This is a genomic window from Gordonia mangrovi, from assembly GCF_024734075.1.
Taxonomy (GTDB): domain Bacteria; phylum Actinomycetota; class Actinomycetes; order Mycobacteriales; family Mycobacteriaceae; genus Gordonia; species Gordonia mangrovi.
In genome coordinates, this window is record NZ_CP102850.1 from 4,168,238 (window position 1) to 4,184,546 (window position 16,309).

At 67.2% G+C, this 16,309-nt stretch carries 15 protein-coding genes and 1 riboswitch; of the genes, 8 read left to right on the plus strand and 7 right to left on the minus strand.

Translation table 11 applies throughout. The features are described 5' to 3' along the window. Positions 1-20: 20 nt before the first annotated feature. The 3 genes from NWF22_RS18955 (at position 21) to NWF22_RS18965 (ending at position 2,886) form a co-directional block, all read left to right on the plus strand. Positions 21-899, plus strand: a complete 879-nt coding sequence (locus tag NWF22_RS18955) for a bifunctional methylenetetrahydrofolate dehydrogenase/methenyltetrahydrofolate cyclohydrolase (RefSeq protein WP_160903217.1) — start codon at positions 21-23, stop codon at positions 897-899. 41 nt (positions 900-940) lie between these two features. Beyond that, a complete protein-coding gene (locus NWF22_RS18960; RefSeq protein ID WP_160903400.1) occupies positions 941-1,246 on the plus strand; it encodes a DUF3017 domain-containing protein in 306 nt (101 codons plus the stop codon). A 119-nt stretch (positions 1,247-1,365) separates the two neighbouring features. Further along, entirely contained in the window at positions 1,366-2,886 is a 1,521-nt protein-coding gene (locus tag NWF22_RS18965) for an Hsp70 family protein (RefSeq protein ID WP_160903218.1), read from the plus strand. Positions 2,887-2,949: 63 nt separating this feature from the next. On the opposite strand, the gene metX is transcribed toward NWF22_RS18965, so the two are convergent. Next, positions 2,950-4,098 (minus strand): homoserine O-acetyltransferase MetX, encoded by a 1,149-nt coding sequence (gene metX, locus NWF22_RS18970; RefSeq protein WP_160903219.1) that lies wholly within the window; start codon positions 4,096-4,098, stop codon positions 2,950-2,952. A 58-nt stretch (positions 4,099-4,156) separates the two neighbouring features. Continuing rightward, positions 4,157-5,497, minus strand: a complete 1,341-nt coding sequence (locus NWF22_RS18975) for a bifunctional o-acetylhomoserine/o-acetylserine sulfhydrylase (protein WP_160903220.1) — start codon at positions 5,495-5,497, stop codon at positions 4,157-4,159. Between the two features lie 61 nt (positions 5,498-5,558). Beyond that, positions 5,559-5,678: riboswitch (SAM riboswitch) on the minus strand. A 241-nt stretch (positions 5,679-5,919) separates the two neighbouring features. On the opposite strand from NWF22_RS18975, the gene NWF22_RS18980 reads away from it, so the two are divergent. Next, positions 5,920-7,782 carry a cutinase family protein gene (locus tag NWF22_RS18980; protein WP_202398775.1) on the plus strand — a complete coding sequence of 621 codons (1,863 nt, stop codon included), beginning with the start codon at positions 5,920-5,922 and terminating at the stop codon, positions 7,780-7,782. Between the two features lie 103 nt (positions 7,783-7,885). Beyond that, a complete protein-coding gene (locus tag NWF22_RS18985) occupies positions 7,886-9,118 on the plus strand; it encodes an MFS transporter (RefSeq protein ID WP_202398852.1) in 1,233 nt (410 codons plus the stop codon). Here NWF22_RS18985 and bfr read toward each other — a convergent pair. Beyond that, on the minus strand, positions 9,076-9,561 hold the full coding sequence (bfr, locus tag NWF22_RS18990) for a bacterioferritin (protein ID WP_160903222.1): 486 nt from the start codon (positions 9,559-9,561) through the stop codon (positions 9,076-9,078). The two genes, NWF22_RS18985 and bfr, sit on opposite strands and share 43 nt — an antisense overlap. A 104-nt stretch (positions 9,562-9,665) precedes the next feature. Next, complete coding sequence (locus NWF22_RS18995; protein WP_160903223.1) at positions 9,666-9,848, minus strand: (2Fe-2S)-binding protein; 183 nt, start codon at positions 9,846-9,848, stop codon at positions 9,666-9,668. Between the two features lie 114 nt (positions 9,849-9,962). On the opposite strand from NWF22_RS18995, the gene NWF22_RS19000 reads away from it, so the two are divergent. Genes NWF22_RS19000 through NWF22_RS19010 form a run of 3 tightly spaced genes read left to right on the plus strand, consistent with a single transcriptional unit; the run spans position 9,963 to position 12,961 of the window. Beyond that, a complete protein-coding gene (locus NWF22_RS19000) occupies positions 9,963-10,799 on the plus strand; it encodes an exodeoxyribonuclease III (RefSeq protein WP_160903224.1) in 837 nt (278 codons plus the stop codon). Between the two features lie 25 nt (positions 10,800-10,824). Continuing rightward, positions 10,825-11,859 (plus strand): tryptophan--tRNA ligase, encoded by a 1,035-nt coding sequence (gene trpS / locus NWF22_RS19005; RefSeq protein WP_160903225.1) that lies wholly within the window; start codon positions 10,825-10,827, stop codon positions 11,857-11,859. A 49-nt stretch (positions 11,860-11,908) separates the two neighbouring features. Continuing rightward, entirely contained in the window at positions 11,909-12,961 is a 1,053-nt protein-coding gene (locus NWF22_RS19010; RefSeq protein ID WP_160903226.1) for a YhjD/YihY/BrkB family envelope integrity protein, read from the plus strand. Between the two features lie 6 nt (positions 12,962-12,967). Here NWF22_RS19010 and NWF22_RS19015 read toward each other — a convergent pair whose 3' ends face one another. The 3 genes from NWF22_RS19015 to NWF22_RS19025 form a co-directional block, all read right to left on the minus strand. Continuing rightward, positions 12,968-14,272, minus strand: coding sequence for a D-alanyl-D-alanine carboxypeptidase family protein (locus NWF22_RS19015; RefSeq protein WP_373691946.1), 1,305 nt, complete (start codon positions 14,270-14,272; stop codon positions 12,968-12,970). A 94-nt stretch (positions 14,273-14,366) separates the two neighbouring features. Continuing rightward, a complete protein-coding gene (locus NWF22_RS19020; RefSeq protein WP_160903227.1) occupies positions 14,367-15,779 on the minus strand; it encodes an aspartate aminotransferase family protein in 1,413 nt (470 codons plus the stop codon). After that, on the minus strand, positions 15,776-16,243 hold the full coding sequence (locus NWF22_RS19025; protein ID WP_160903228.1) for an Lrp/AsnC family transcriptional regulator: 468 nt from the start codon (positions 16,241-16,243) through the stop codon (positions 15,776-15,778). The genes NWF22_RS19020 and NWF22_RS19025 overlap by 4 nt, the downstream gene beginning before the upstream one ends. Positions 16,244-16,309: the final 66 nt, after the last annotated feature.

Below are 16,309 nucleotides of genomic sequence, written 5' to 3' on the forward strand. Positions count from 1 at the left end.
GGGTGGAACAATGGTCTCCCGTGAGCGCGATACGACTAGACGGCAAGGCCACTCGCGACGAGATCTTCACCGACCTCGGCGCCCGCGTGGAGAAGTTGCGGGCCGCCGGCATCACGCCGGGTCTCGGTACGGTCCTGGTCGGCGACGATCCGGGGTCGCAGTCGTATGTGAAGGGCAAGCATGCCGACTGCGCGCGGATCGGGGTGGCCTCGATCCGTAAGGATCTGCCCGCCGACGCGACGACGGCGGAACTGAACGCCGCGATCGACGATCTCAATGCCGACCCGGCGTGCACCGGTTACATCGTGCAACTGCCGTTGCCACGGCATCTCGACGAGAACGCGGCCCTCGAACGGATCGATCCGGACAAGGACGCCGACGGACTGCATCCCATCAATCTCGGCCGCCTGGTACTGGGCAAGGAGGCGACGCTGCCGTGTACGCCGCGCGGCGTGGTGCATCTGCTGCGTCGATACGACATCCCGATCGCCGGCGCGCGCGTCACGGTGATCGGTCGCGGTGTCACCATCGGTCGGCCGATCGGACTGTTGCTGACCCGGCGCAGTGAGAACGCGACCGTCACGCTGTGCCACACCGGTACCCGCGACCTCGCGGCGGAGGTGGCGCGGGCCGACATCGTCGTGGCCGCGGCCGGTGTGCCGCACCTGATCACCGCCGACATGGTGAAGCCGGGAGCCGCCGTCCTCGATGTGGGCGTGAGTCGCACGGATGCCGGGCTGACCGGCGACGTGGCGCCCGATGTGTGGGATGTCGCCGGCCATGTGTCGCCGAACCCGGGCGGCGTTGGCCCCCTCACGCGTGCGTTCCTGCTGGTCAACGTGGTGGAGCGGGCCGAAGCGCAGTTGGCCGGGCACAACCGGGCGGGAACGTCCGGGTGAGCCCGACGGGCCGCGACGGCACGTCCTCCGGGGGACCGGTCATCCGGCCCGGACAGCGCAGCGCAGCGCAGCGGGTGCGTCGGTACGTGGTGCAGATCCCGTACTTCGTCGTGCTGCTCGGTTTGCTCGTCGCGGCGGTGCTCGTGTTGTTCGATCGCTGGCGCCGAGGTGCCTTCGTCTTCGGTTCCGTATTGCTGCTCGGTGCTGTGTTGCGAGCGTTCATACCCACCTCGAGAGTGGGATTGTTGCAGGTCAGAAGCAAGTTTTTCGACGTCGCGGTGATGGCGTCGGTGGGGTCGCTCATCCTGTGGTTGGCGACGTCCATCGATCCGTTGGGCACAGATTGATTACAATAGAGACCAACATGTGACCTTACGGGCCCCGACCGGGGACAACGCTGCTGGAGAACCGCATCACTTCGACGATCACCACCGACAACTCGACCACTTCCGACGGCTACACGTCGATGGGTGTGTCCGCAGGCGAGGGCATGATCCACTACGTCCTGCTCACCCGCGACGACGTCGGGCGCAGTGTGGTCGACACGCGGGTCATCGACGTCGATCGAAGTGACGGCCTCGACATGGCCGGACGGGTGAACGCCGGCATCGATCTGATGCTCGGGGCCGCCCGCGACGCCGATCGGCGCGTCGGACCGATCGGTGTCGCAGCCCGTACCGCCAAGCAGCGCCGCGAGTTGGCCTCACGGGGCAGCGGTCCGCGCCGTCAGATCCACCTCGTCGACGAGGGCGACGCAGTGGTGGCCTATCTCGCGGCCACCGGCCGCATCGACCGCTTCGCATCGGTCGTGGTCGCCGACTGCGGCGACACGGGGATGTCGCTCTACACGGTGGACCCCGCATCCCAGCGCATCTCGGCGCCGATGCGATCGCGCGCGCTGGCCGGGCGCGACGTGGACCGGGCGATCGTGGCGGAGCTGATCGCCGACGATCCCAGCCGGGACAGCAACGTGGCGCGAGGGCGTCGCAGCGCACTCCTGTCCGCCTGCCGGGCCGCCAAGGAGGAGGTCACCCCGCTCGGTGACGACTCGGTGGTGCTCACGGACGGTCGCGGTCATCCCCGGCTGACCAATGCCGTCGTCGAACGCGCGCTCGCGCCGATGGTCGACGAAGCGCGTGCGGTGATCACGCGTTATCTGTCGGAGAGTGCGGTCCGCGACACCCGCCCCGATGCGGTGGTGCTGGTCGGCGGTATCGCGAATCTTCCTGCGGTGCGGGCCATGCTGGACACCACCGCGGTCGAGGTGGTGGTGCCGGAAACGCCGGAACTCGCGGCGTCGGTCGGCGCAGCGATCCTCGCCCGGGCGCAGACCTCGGCGGCGACCTCACGGCTGGCGTTCATCGGTGGGCGTCGCAACCGGGAGTGGCTGTCGGCCACCCCGCTGGCGGTCGTGGGTGCGATTCTCGCCGCAGCGACGATGACGATCTATGCGGTGAGTTCCTCCCTGGCCGGCCACAATGCCCCGGTACCCTCGCCGATACCACCGGCCGCGACATCATCGGTCGAGTCGGAGACCTCCTCCACGACCGCGGAATCGTCCACCACCACGACCACCGTCGTCGCACCGCAGCCGCAGGCGCCGCAGGCTCAACCCGAGCCGATGCTGCCTACCACGCAGCACATGTCACCGCGGTGGGACGAGTCGCCGGGGTGGGCGACGACCGAACTACCGCCGACCACCGAGTCGGATCCGTCGACGTCGGCTCCGACGCGCACGTTGCTGCCATATCCGTTGCCATCGCTGCCGTGGCCGCCGGGTACCCGCCCCACCCCGCCGATTCCGGAGTTCATCCCGCCGGGTCTGCTGCCGGAATCGTCCGTACCGACGACACCTGTCCCACAACGGTCCGCGGCCCCGACGACGACACCGCCGGCCCCCAGGCTCGCGGCTCCGTCGGACGCCGCCCCGGTGTCCAGCGATCCGCCGGCCACAAACCCTCCGCTGATCACGACGCCGACCCGATAGCGGTAACGACATCGGCCGGACCCGCCAACGGGTGGTGCGACGGCGCGCGGGCCGTGGCGTGGGTCAGGCGCGGGCGATTTCCGCGGTGCGTTTGAGCAGATCGCTGATCGCGTCGAACTCGGTCAGGAATCCGTCGTGTCCATTGCCGGAGTGCAGCACCTGCAGCCCGTCGACGCAGTTCCCGAGCTGATCGGCGAGTTCCTCCTGCAGCCGGATCGGATACAGCCGGTCCGACGCGATGCCACCGACGATCACCGGAACCCGGCAGGCCCGCAGGACGTCCTCGACGTCCCCGCGATTGCGGCCGACGTCGTGATGGTTGAGCACCTCGCTGAGCACCACATAGCTGCCGGCGTCGAATCGTTGGGTCAGTTTGTCGGCCTGGTGCTGCAGGTAGCTGTCGGCGGAGTAGCGGCCTCCGTTCAGCGGTTGTTCGTCGGCCTGCGGGATGTTGGCGAAGCGCCGGTCGAGTTCCACCTCGCCCCGGTAGGTGAGGTGGGCGATCCGCCGGGCCACACCCAATCCTGCGGTGGGCGTGCGACCGGTCCCGTGATAGTCGCCGTTCTGCCACGCGGGGTCGGCCTGGATGGCGGCGATCTGGGTGGTCTGGGTGCCGATCTGGTCGGCGGTGGCCCGCGCCCCGACGGCGAGCACCAGCGCGCTGCGGACCATCTCGGGATACTCGATGGCCCACTCGAGTGCCCGAGCGCCGCCCATCGAGCCGCCGACCACCGCGCCGATCCCGGCGATGCCGAGGTGATCCATCAGAATCCGTTCGGCGCGAACCTGATCGAGCACCGTGATCTGCGGAAACCGCGAACCCCACGGCCGGCCGGCCGGATCCAACGAGGCCGGTCCGGTGGATCCGCGGCATCCGCCGAGCACGTTGGCCGAGATGACACACCACTCGTCGGTGTCGATCGCGCACCCGGGGCCGATGAGCCCGTCCCACCATCCGGCGGTCGGGTGCTCGTCGTCGGCCGGGCCGGTGACGTGCGAGTCGCCGGTCAGTGCGTGCAGGGTGAGAATGACGTTGTCCCGCGACGGCGACAACGTCCCCCAGCGCTGGAACGCCAGGGTGACGTCATCGATCCGTTGGCCGTTGTCGAGTGAGACCGCGCCGATGCGGACACTGGACATCGCCCCGTCCGGCATCTGCTCCCAGTCGGGGCGATCAGCGGGCTGGGTCTGCGGTTCGATACTCACCGACACAATTCACTCACTCTTCGTCTCTTCACCTGTTGTCACGCCAAGACTGCTGTCCCACCGACTACTTCGCCGCCGCGAACCCCTGTTCCAGGTCGGCGAGGATGTCGTCGATCCCTTCGATGCCCACTGCCAGGCGGACCAGACCCGGGGTGACACCGGCCCCGACCTGCTCCTCGGGAGCCAGCTGGCTGTGGGTGGTCGACGCGGGATGGATCACCAGCGACCGCACATCGCCGATGTTGGCGACATGACTGTGCAACGTCAACGCGTCCACGAACTTCTTGCCGGCATCCACGCCGCCGGTGATCTCGAAGCTGACGATGGCGCCCTGTCCCTTCGGCAGGAGCTTCTGGCCACGGTCGTACCAGCGCGACGACGTCAGGCCGGCGTAGGCGACCGATTCCACCTGGGCGTGGCCGTTGAGGTGGTCGGCCACACGCTGCGCGTTGGCGACGTGACGTTCGATCCGCAGGCTCAGGGTCTCCAGGCCCTGCGCCAGCAGGAAGGCATTGAACGGGGAGATCGCCGCACCGGTGTCGCGCAGCCACTGCACGCGCGCCTTCAGGGCGAACGCGGGCGCACCGAGGTCGGCGAAGACCGCGCCGTGGTAGCTGGGGTCCGGTGTGGTGAAGCCGGGAAAGAGGTCCTTGCCGTCACGCTGGACTCGCCAGTCGAAGGTGCCGCCGTCCACGATGACACCGCCGATCGCGGTGCCATGACCACCGATGTACTTGGTGGCCGAGTGCACCACGATGTCGGCGCCGTGGGCGAGGGGGTTCAGCAGATAGGGAGTCGCCACCGTGTTGTCCACGATCAGCGGGAGGTTGTTGCGATGTGCGACCTCGGCGACGCCCTCGATGTCGAGGATCTCGTTGTTGGGGTTGGAGATCGTCTCGCCGAAGACCGCCCGGGTGTTGTCCCTGATGGCCGACTGCCAGGAATCCAGGTCTTCGGGGTCCTCGACGAAGGACACCTCGACACCGAGCTTGGGCAATGTGTAGTGGAACAGGTTGAACGTTCCGCCGTACAGGCGCGGACTGGAGACCACGTGGCCGCCGGTCTCGACGATGTTCAGGATCGAATAGGTCTCGGCAGCCTGGCCCGACGCGAGGAGCAGAGCGGCCACGCCGCCCTCGAGGGCGGCGATGCGCTGCTCCACCGCATCCTGGGTGGGGTTCATGATCCGGGTGTAGATGTTGCCCGGCTCGGCGAGCCCGAAGAGGTTCTCGGCGTGCTGAGTGTCGTTGAAGACGTACGACGTCGTCTGATAGACGGGCAGTGCCCGCGCATTGGTGGTGGGATCCGCGGTCTGGCCGGCATGGATCTGCTTGGTCTCGAAGCTCCAGTTGGCCGCTGGATCGATCGCCCCGGTATCGGTCGATTCGGAATTGGCGTCAGACATGACCATGTCCTACTTTCTACGGTCGGCAGGGTGCAACGACCCTGGTGGGGTCCGACCTTCGGACCCGCGCTTGCCTCGGAACGCGTCGGCATTCCTCAACCCGGTCATCACCCGGAGCACCCCACCGCGGTTGGAGGGTTGCCGATCAGCAAGCCGGGGCTTCGCGCTGATGCTCATGACCTGGCGTCAAGGATATAGCACGCCCCTTCGACGGTGAGAACCGTGTTGATCAGGGTGATCCGAAGTCGTCCACGCGAGGTGCTCGAAAACTGGAAACGGCTGTAGTCCGAAAGGATGAACTTCGGGCCTCCGGAAGCCGAAATACCAGGTCAGAATCGTTCGCCTAACGAAAGGTGACGCGGGATTTGCGATCGTGGACCAGGCTGTCGCCAGCCCAGACGACTGCGACGAGACGAGACCTGATGCCCGCTCGATTCCGGTCGGCACACCGGACGACGGCCGTGCTGATCGCGATCTCCGCCTCCTGCGCGGTGATCGCTGCCTTCTGCCTTCCCGGTGCCCCGATCGCGCGCGCCGATGACTGCGGTGCGGGGGCGGTGGTCATCGTCGGCGGAACGAATGACCCCGACGCGGCGAACATGATCGGGGTGAAGCAACGGTTCACCGGCACCGGTATCGACGGAGAACTCGGTACCGACGACGACTCGGACTACGCGGACGCTCCGTACGTGGTGGTCAGGACCGACTATCCGACGACGCTGTGGCCGCTCGGCGCGGCGGGCTACGACGACAGCGTCGCGCAGGGCAATGCCGCGACGAAGCAGGCGATCGCGCGTTACCAACATGATTGTCCGGGCAACCCGGTGGTCGTCGCCGGCTACTCGCAGGGTGCGCGGGTGGCCGGCGACGTCCTCTCCGACATCGGCAACGACCGCGACGACAAGGTCGTGCTGCTCGACGAGCACGGGAACCCGGAGCTCGACGACGAGGGCGAACCGATCGTCGTCGACATCAGTACCGACGACCTGTCCGGCGAGCTCTACACCGATCCCCGGCGGGTCGGGGACAAGACCGGCCGCGGCCTCGAACTCTCACTGATCGGCGTGATCCCCGGCCTGACCATGACCGGCGCCCGAGAGGGCGATGGCAACCGGGGTTTCGGTGAGCTCGAGGACTCGGTGGTCTCGGTCTGCGTCGAGGGCGACCCCATCTGCGACCTGCCCGACCCGCTGTACGACCCCATCGGGACCGTCGACGGCCTGGTCGGCTACTTCACCAAGCACGGTCTGTACAACTGGCAGATGTATCGCGATCCCTCCGAACCGGTATGGAACACGGGACGCGTCGTCGATTGCGGCGCCGACCAGACCGACTGCATCGCCGAGGCGGACTCGGCCATCATCGGCGTCATCCGCGATGGTGCCGAGACGATCGGACTCGACGGTACGAGGATCCGCGATGTCCTCGCCGATCGGTGGACCGTCGATCTGCCCTATGGGATCGAATTGTCCAACCTGCAGCCCGCCGTCCGGCTGGTGCAGGACGTTCTGCCGCCCCTGCCGAACCTCGGTTATGGCGGATATCTTGCCGATCTGTTGGTGTTCGAGAAGATCCTCAATGGGGTGGTCGACCGGGCACCCGACGATGTCAAGGAGGGCGTCGCCGCCCTGGCCGCCAGCGCCAAGAGCATCGTGCTGATCCCCGCCAACTTCGTGAAGTACTGGGCCGGCGAGATCATCGGACTGCTGCCGACACGCAGCACGGTCGTGGGCCCGCACGTCCCGGAAGGCAGCGACGAGGATGCACCCCGGCGGGTCACCTTCTTGCGGGCGATGTCGCAGGTGACGGACATCGAGTCCGAGGCGGTGGGCACCGAATCCAAAACGCCCTCCGAGCCCGGGGCCGTTTCGGCGGCCGCATCGACGGCCGACTCGGGGACTGAATCGTCGCCGAGCACTACGTCACCGAGCGCTACGCCACCGAGCCCGCCGACGGCGGCCGCCGGCACCTCGACCACCACCTCGGTCCGCCCCACGCCGACGAGTCCGTCCACGACGGCCGACACCTCGCCCCCGTCGTCGCCGACGACACCGCCCGCCTCCTCGTCGGGCACGTCTTCCTCGACGGCCGAGGTGCCGGCACCGATCGAGACGGACACGACCGACCCGGACGCCCCGACCGAGGAGAACACCGATCCAGACGACGATGGCGAGGGCGACAGCGGAACCGAGCCCGGCCCCGCGACGGTGACCGGCGCCGGATCGGGCTCCGGCTCGTCCAAGGTCGGTACGTCGGACGGCGACAATCCGGAGGACGACGAGTAGCCGCGCACCCGTGTGAACGAACTCACGCCCGGCTCGGGGAATCACGTCCGGGGAGGCCGTGGTTGGTGACGGAGTGTCTTCAGCCCCTGCCGATTCCACAGCCCTGACCGTCGCCCACCGCGCGCCGGTTCCCCCGTCGGTGCGGCGCTGGGCGATCATCGCGCTGGCACTGGGCGGCTTCGGGATCGGTACCACCGAGTTCGTGGCGATGGGATTGTTGCCCAACATCGCCGGCTCCATGGGGATCAGTGAGCCCACCGCGAGTCACGTCATCTCGGCGTATGCCCTCGGAGTGGTGGCCGGGGCCCCGTTGATCGCTGCGCTCACTGCCCGTGTCCCGCGCCGGACCTTGCTCATCGGTCTCATGGTCGCGTTCACCGTCGGCAATCTCGTCACGGTGCTGGCACCGAGTTACGGCCTGCTGATGGCCGCGCGCTTTGTCGCCGGTCTCCCGCACGGCGCCTACTTCGGGGTGGCGGCTCTGGTCGCCGCGCACCTGGCCGGCCCGCGAGATCGTGCCAAGGCAGTGGGCAAGGTGATGCTCGGGTTGTCGGTGGCCAATGTCGCGGGTGTGCCGATGGCCACCTGGCTCGGTGAGTCGCTGGGCTGGCGTTCGGCGTTCGCGCTGGTGGTGGTCATCGGCCTGGCGACGATCGTGGCGCTGACGCGCAGCCTGCCGCCGCTGGCCGACATGCGGGTGACCAATCCGATGACCGAATTGGGCGCACTGGCCCGGCCGCAGGTCTGGTTCACCCTGCTGATCGGCGTGGTCGGGTTCGGCGGCATGTTCGCCTACTACACGTATTTGAACTCGGCGCTGACCACGGTGACCGGTGTCTCGGTGACGCTCGTGCCGGTGGCGATGATGTTGTTCGGCCTGGGCATGGTGAGCGGCAACATCGTCGGTGGCGTACTCGCCGACCGCAGCGTCCCGTTCGGCATCCTGGCCGGTCTCATCGCCACCGGAGTCTCGTTGGCATTGTTCGCGTTGACATTGCAGAACGCCTGGGCGGCAATGATCTTGAGCTATGCGATCGGTCTGTCGGGCGCGTCGACGCTCCCGGCGCTACAGACTCGCCTGATGGATGTCGCCGACGACGCACAGACGCTGGCCGCGGCGTTGAACCATTCGGCCCTCAACATCGCCAATGCGGCCGGCGCCTGGCTCGGTGGGGTCGTCATCGCGGCCGGCCACGGCTACCGCGCGCCCTCGATGCTGGGCGCGCTGCTCGCGGTGGCCGGGATCGCGGTCCTGGGCGCAGCGTTGCTGGCCGGCCGACGCGGCCGGAGATCTCAGTCGATCGTCGGGGGAGTGGCGACCGTCTTGGACAGGTAGAGCTGCTCGCCGATCCGGTCCATCAGCTCGAGCTGGGTTTCGAGATAGTCGATGTGGTGTTCCTCGTCGGCGAGGATGTCCTCGAGGATCTTCGCGCTGGTGATGTCGCCCTTGCTGCGGCACATCGCGACGCCGGGACGGAGTCGGTCGACGACCTCCATCTCGATGGCGAGGTCGGACTCGAATTGCTCGCGCAGCGTCTGGCCGATCCGCAGCGGGAGGATCTTTTGATAGTTCGGCAGTGCCTCGAGGAACAGGATGCGGTCGGTGAGGATCTCGGCGTGTTGCATCTCCTCGATCGACTCGGCGCGGGTCTTGCTCGCGATCTCGGTCAGGCCCCAGTTCGCCTGCATCTTGGAATGCAGAAAGTACTGATTGATCGCGGTCAGCTCGCTGGTGAGCTGTTCGTTGAGCAGTGCGATCACTTCATCGTCGCCGCGCATGACCGATCCTCCGTTCACAGTGGTGAAGCGAACGTAGCACGCAAAACGCCCCCACGTCTGTAGGTGAACGTGGGGTTGTGGAATCGGCCGTCAGGAGACGGTGATCATGCTGCGGTGGTCGCGGTGGCGGTCCTCTCGGAGACGATCTGTTGAAGCCGTTCGAGGCAGGTTCCGCATCCTTCGCCGGCACCGCATCGGTCGCTGATCGCGTCGACGGACATCGCGCCCGTGGAGCAGTGCTCGTGGACTTCGTCCTCGGTCACTGCGCGGCAGATGCAAACGAACATCGGTGTCACCTCGAATCGGTTCAGTTAGGCAAGGATTACATAAAGCCGCTGCCCTGACAAGGGTTGCCTTACCTTTGGTACGGGCGCGCCACACCCGCCGGTACCCTCATGGCCGTGTCACTCGCCATCACCACCGTCAATGTCAACGGCATCCGCGCAGCCGTGAAACACCGCTCGGACGCCAACCGGGGCCTGCACGCCTGGCTGTCCGGCACGGAGTCGGACATCGTCCTGATGCAGGAGATCCGTGCCGACGCCGACCAGGCCCACGAGGCGCTCGCCCCGGCGCTCGCCGACGGCTGGCAGCTGGCGATGACCGACTCGGTGGTCAAGGGGCACGCGGGGGTGGGCATCCTCAGTCGGCTTCCGCTGGGTGAGGTCCGCGTCGGTTTCGGCGACGCCGAGTTCGATCCCACCGGCCGCTACCTCGAGGTCGATCTGGACGGCCCGCTCGGCCCGATGACCGTCGCCAGTCTCTATCTGCCCAAAGGGGCGGCGGCGACATCGGAAGTCAAGGACGTGCTGAAATACGACGAGAAGGTCCGTTTCCTGGACGGGTTCGGTGGCCACCTCGACCGGTTGGCCCGTCGGCGCCGCCACGTGGTGGTGGGCGGCGACTGGAACATCGCGCACTCCGAGGCCGACATCAAGAACTGGAAGGGAAACCGCAAGAGTCCGGGTTTCCTGCCGCACGAGCGTTCCTGGGTGGGTGATCGTCTCGCCACGGGATGGTCGGACGTGATGCGCGATCTGGCGCCCGGGCAGACCGGTCCCTACACGTGGTGGTCGTGGCGGGGCAAAGCCTTCGACAACGACTCGGGGTGGCGCATCGACTATCAACTGGCCAATCGGCGGCTGGCGGGGCGCGCGGTGAAGGCGTGGGTGGACCGCGCCGACGCCTACGACCTGCGCTGGTCGGATCATGCGCCGATGACCGTCGTCTACGACTGACCGGCCGTCTGCGACACTGGACGGCATGAGCAGTGACGTCTCCGGGGCCGGCGCGGTCCGGCCACGCGTGCTGTCGGGTATCCAGCCGACCAGCGATTCCTTCCATCTGGGCAACTATCTCGGGGCCGTTCGGCAATGGGTTGCGCTGCAGGACGATTTCGAGGCGTTCTACTTCATCCCGGACATGCACGCGATCACCGTGGCCTATGAGCCGGCGGTGCTGGCCGAGCGGACCCGCCGCAGCGTCGCGCAGCTGCTCGCCGTCGGGGTGGATCCGGCGCGCTCGACGATCTACGTGCAGTCCCACATTCCCGAGATCGCTCAACTGACCTGGGTGCTGTCGTGTATCACCGGTTTCGGCGAGGCCAGCCGGATGACCCAGTTCAAGGACAAGTCCGCCAAACAGGGCGTGGACGCCGCCGGGGTGGGATTGTTCACCTATCCGATCCTGATGGCCGCCGACATCCTGGCCTTCGACGTAGACCGGGTTCCGGTCGGCGAGGACCAGCGTCAGCACCTCGAACTGGCACGAAACCTGGCCCAGCGCTTCAATTCCCGCTTCGGCACGGTGCTGAAGGTGCCCGAGGCGCACATCGTGCGGGAGTTCGCCAAGATCTACGATCTGCAGAATCCGACCGCGAAGATGAGCAAGTCCGCGGAGTCCGACCGCGGCCTGATCAACCTGCTCGACGATCCCAAGCGCTCGGCGAAGAAGATCCGGTCGGCGGTCACCGACACCGACACCGAGATCCGGTTCGATCCCGAGACCAAGCCCGGCGTGAGCAACCTGCTCACCATCCAGTCGGCACTCGGTGGCACACCGGTCGATGTCCTGGTCGACAAGTATCAGGGCAAGGGGTACGGCGACCTCAAGGTCGACACGGCCGAGGTGCTGACGGAGTTCGTGACCCCGTTGCGGGGTCGGGTGGACGAGTACATGGACGATCCGGCGGAACTCGACGCGGTCCTCGCGCGTGGCGCCGAACGCGCCAGGTCGGTCGCCTCGGCGACACTTGCGGCGGTCTATGACAAAGTGGGTTTCCTGGCACCCGGCGGGTGATCGGTCACCATCGGGCTGACCCCGCGACCCGACCGAGGAGGCGGCACAGGTGAGTTCGGTGGTTGATTCGGCCAAGGGAACCGCGGAGCGCGCGAAATCGGGATTCGCGACCGCCCGCGAGCGGTGGACATGGCTCGAGCACCTCATCCAGACGGTGCAACGCTACAACGACCGACGAGGCAACCTGTATGCGGCCAGCATCAGCTTCAACGGCATCCTCGCGCTCGTCCCCATCGTCATGGTGGCGTTCGCCATCGCCGGCTTCGTGCTGGCCAACCAGCCCGAGATCCTCGACCAGATCCAAGACGCAGTCGTCGAGAACATGCCGGGACAACTCGGTGACCAGGTCGGTGACCTGATCGATTCCGCGATCGCTTCCCGTACCACCGTCGGCATCGTCGGCCTGGTCGGCGCCGCATTCACCGGGATCGGGTGGATCTCCGGTGTCCGTGCGGGCATGACGGAGATGTGGGGCGGCCGGGTCACCCGCAACCTGGTGATGTCCAAGGTGTGGGATCTGCTCACCTTCGCGGTGCTCGGGGTGGCGTTCACCCTGACGATGGCGCTGACCACCCTGGGTAATTCGGATCTACCCAACACGATTCTGTCCTGGGTCGGGCTCGACGACGCCTCGTGGGCGCCGACCGTGATCCGCGCGGTGTCGATCACCGTGTCCGTCTTCGCCTCCTGGCTGCTGTTCACCATTGTGATGGCCCGGCTCCCGCTGGTGCAGTTGCCGCTGCGGAACACCCTCAAGGCCGGGTTGGTCACCGCAATCGCCTTCGAGATCGTCAAGACCGTCGGCGGCATCTACCTGAAGTCGGTGCTCAGCAGCCCCGCGGGGGTCGCGTTCGGCCCGATTCTCGGCATCATGGTGTTCGCCTACCTGGCCTCGCGCATCGTGTTGTACGCGGCCGCGTGGTGCGCAACGGATGTGGCCAACGAGCAGTATCAGGTGGAAGAGGAGGAGCAGACGCCGCCGCCGGTGCTGGTCTCGCCGAACTATCAGGTCAGCCCCGCGCCCCGCCCGGCGACGTTGGTGGCGGTGGCCGGGATCGGCGCGGCCGCGAGCGCCGTGGTCGGGTGGCTGCTGCGGCGCTGAGTGGTGTCACCGCTTGGCGAACAGCCGTAGCGCGACCAACAGCAAGATCACTGCCGCCAACGCGGCGATCAGACCGATGAGGATACGGATCGACCAGCCGGTGGGTTGATCGGTGCCGGCGGCCGCGACCGTTCGTGCCGCGGCGGTCGGGGTCGTCGTCGGGGCGGAGGACGCGGGAGAGGTCGTGACGGCTGCGGTGCGCGTGGCCAGCTTGCCGACCGCGGCACTCGAGGGTGTCCGGAATCCGTAGTCGAACAATGCTTTCGTCTGATCCCAATACGAATTGGTCCCGACGGTCAGACCGAACATCTCCACGACCAGAATTCGTCGGCCGTCCCGCTCGGTCACGCCCACGTAGGTCTTGCGGGCGTCATCGGTGTAGCCCGTCTTTCCGCCGACCATGCCCGGATATCCCTCCAGCAGAAGGTGATTGGAGGAATGCATCAGATAGGGGGGATGGTCTTCGTCACCGGGGACGTCGGATCGTCGTGGATATCCCGGAAACCGGTAGTTCTCGAGCGCGAGGATGGAACGGAATATGCTGTCGCTCATCGCTTCTCGGAAGATCAATGCCAGGTCGTAGGGTGACGAGGACATCCCCGGCGCATCCAATCCGGAGGGTGACGCCGCGCGGGTGTCGAGCGCCCCGAGCGACCGGGCCGTGGTGTTCATCTTCGCCAGCGTCGCCTCCACCCCGCCGAGTTGGCGGGCAAGCGCGCCGGCGCAGTCGTTGCCCGAGACGACGAGTAGGCCGGTGAGCAGGTCGCGATTCGAGTAGCGGCCGCCGGGACCCATTCCGCAGGAGTCGCCCTCGGTACTCCATTCCTCGACCGTCGGCGTGATGACGGTGTCGAGGCCGAGCTCGTCGAGCACGACAAGAGCCAACAGCACCTTGACCGTGGAGGCCGGTCGGTAGCGGCCGTGCGGATCCTTGGCGGCGAGGACCGCGCCCGAGTCGAGATCGGCGACCAGCCAACCGGCCGACGTCAGCGCGGGTGGGACGGGTCCTGCCGTCGGGTCGACGACGACCCCGCAGTCGGCGAGTTGCGCACCTCCGACGGGGGGTGCCGGCACCGGCAGTGGTGTGGGTGTGGGTGACCCGGGCGCCACGACCTCGGACTCGTCCACCGCGGGTGGCGTGTGCACGCGATGCGGGCAGTGGTCGGTGACGGGAGTCGTCGGCGGCATCGGAGCGGCCGCTGCCGGGGGTGTCGACGGCCCGAACACTCCGGTCGACACCGCCAGACACAGCGTCGCGAGAACCCCAGCGACCAGACGTTTGCCGACTCCGGGCGGCCTCCCCACCGTCACCGGACGGAGCCTACCAGCGACCCGCGTCGCCGCCGGTTGAGCGTGGCCGAGGCTGGTGAGGTGGTGTCGGGAGTCCACGGACCCGAGACCTGATCTACAGGAGGGTATATGCCTGTGTGAGCACCGAGCGCAGAATGTGCTCCATCTCGTCGAACTCCGCCTGCCCGGCGATCAACGGGGGAGCGAGCTGAACCACCGGGTCGCCGCGGTCGTCGGCGCGGCAGTAGAGTCCGGCGTCGAACAACGCAGTGGACAGGAAACCGCGCAGGATGCGTTCGGATTCGGCAGTGGTGAAGGTCTCCTTGGTGGCCTTGTCCTTGACGAGTTCGATGCCGTAGAAATAGCCCGCGCCGCGGACGTCGCCGACGATCGGCAGATCATGCAGCCGGTCGAGAGTCGCGCGGAACGCGGCGGCATTGTGTTTGACGTGGTCGTTGAGTGCTTCCCGCTCGAAAATATCCAGGTTGGCCAGCGCCACCGCGGCCGACACGGGGTGACCGCCGAAGGTGTAGCCGTGCGGGAAGCTGGTGGTGCCGTCGCGGAAGGGTTCGAACAATCGGTCGGTGGCGATCATCGCGCCGATGGGCGAGTACCCCGACGTCATTCCCTTGGCGCAGGTGATGATGTCGGGCACGTAGCCGAAGTCCGTACACGCGAACATCGACCCGATCCGTCCGAACGCGCAGATCACCTCGTCGGAGACCAGCAGCACGTCGTACTCGTCGCAGATCTCGCGGACTCGCTCGAAGTATCCCGGCGGTGGCGGGAAGCATCCGCCGGCGTTCTGCACCGGCTCCAGGAACACCGCCGCCACGGTGTCCGGACCTTCGAACTCGATCGCCTCGGCGATACGGTCGGCCGCCCAGCGCCCGAACTTCTTCGGGTCCGCTGCCAGATCGCCGGTACCGAAGGGGTCGGGGGCGCGGTAGAGGTTGGTGTTCGGAACCCGGAACGCGCCGGGCGTCAGTGGTTCGAACGGCTCCTTCAACGCCGGCACACCGGTGATCGCCAACGCGCCTTGCGGAGTGCCATGGTAAGCGATCGAACGCGATATGACCTTGTGTTTACCGGGCTTTCCGGTGAGTTTGAAGTAGTGCTTGGCCAGTTTCCAGGCACTTTCCACGGCCTCGCCGCCACCGGTGGTGAAGAAGACGCGGTTGAGGTCGCCGGGTGCGTACGCCGCGAGTCGTTCGGCAAGTTCGATCGCCGGTGGGGTCGCATAGGACCAGAGCGGGAAGAACGCCAGGTCCTTGGCCTGCCGCGCCGCGGCCTCGGCCAGTTCGACGCGACCATGTCCGACCTGGACGACGAACAGACCGGCGAGGCCGTCGAGGTAGCTGCGACCGCGGTCATCGAAGATCCGCATGCCCTCACCGCGGATGATGACCGGCGGGCGGATCGCGTCGCCGTGCCGGGCGAAGTGGCCCCACAGGTGGGCTGCACTGCGCTCGCCGAGCGAGAGGTCGGCGGCGGACTCACCGGCAGCGCGCTCGGCGGGAAGGCTCATCGGGTACCCCAATTGTATTGTTGCTTGACGAGTTTCAGATAGACGAGGGTTTCGGTCGCAGTGACTTCGGGGTGGGTGCGCACGTTGTGGTTGAGTATCCGTAGCAGGTGGTCATCGTCTTCGCAGACCACCTCGATGAGGATGTCGAACGATCCGGCGGTCAGCACCACGTAGTCGATCTCCGCGCAGATGGCGAGTTGTTCGGCCAAGGCCTCGGTGTTGCCGGTGCACCGTATTCCGATCAGGGCCTGCCGGGAGAATCCCAACTTGAGTGGGTCGGTGACGGCGACGATCTGTAGCAGTCCGCTGTCGCCGAGCTTCTGGACTCGGTTGCGCACCGCGGCCTCCGACAGCCCCACGGCCTTGCCGATCGACGCGTACGATGCGCGGCCGTCGGCCTGCAGTTCCTCGATGATCTGCTTGGCGGTGCCGTCGAGAGTGGTGGTGGTGGCTGGTTCGCTCACGGCACCGATCGTGGCGGAATCGGCACCGACATGCAACCTGTGACTACGGAATCAGTTGTGCAATCG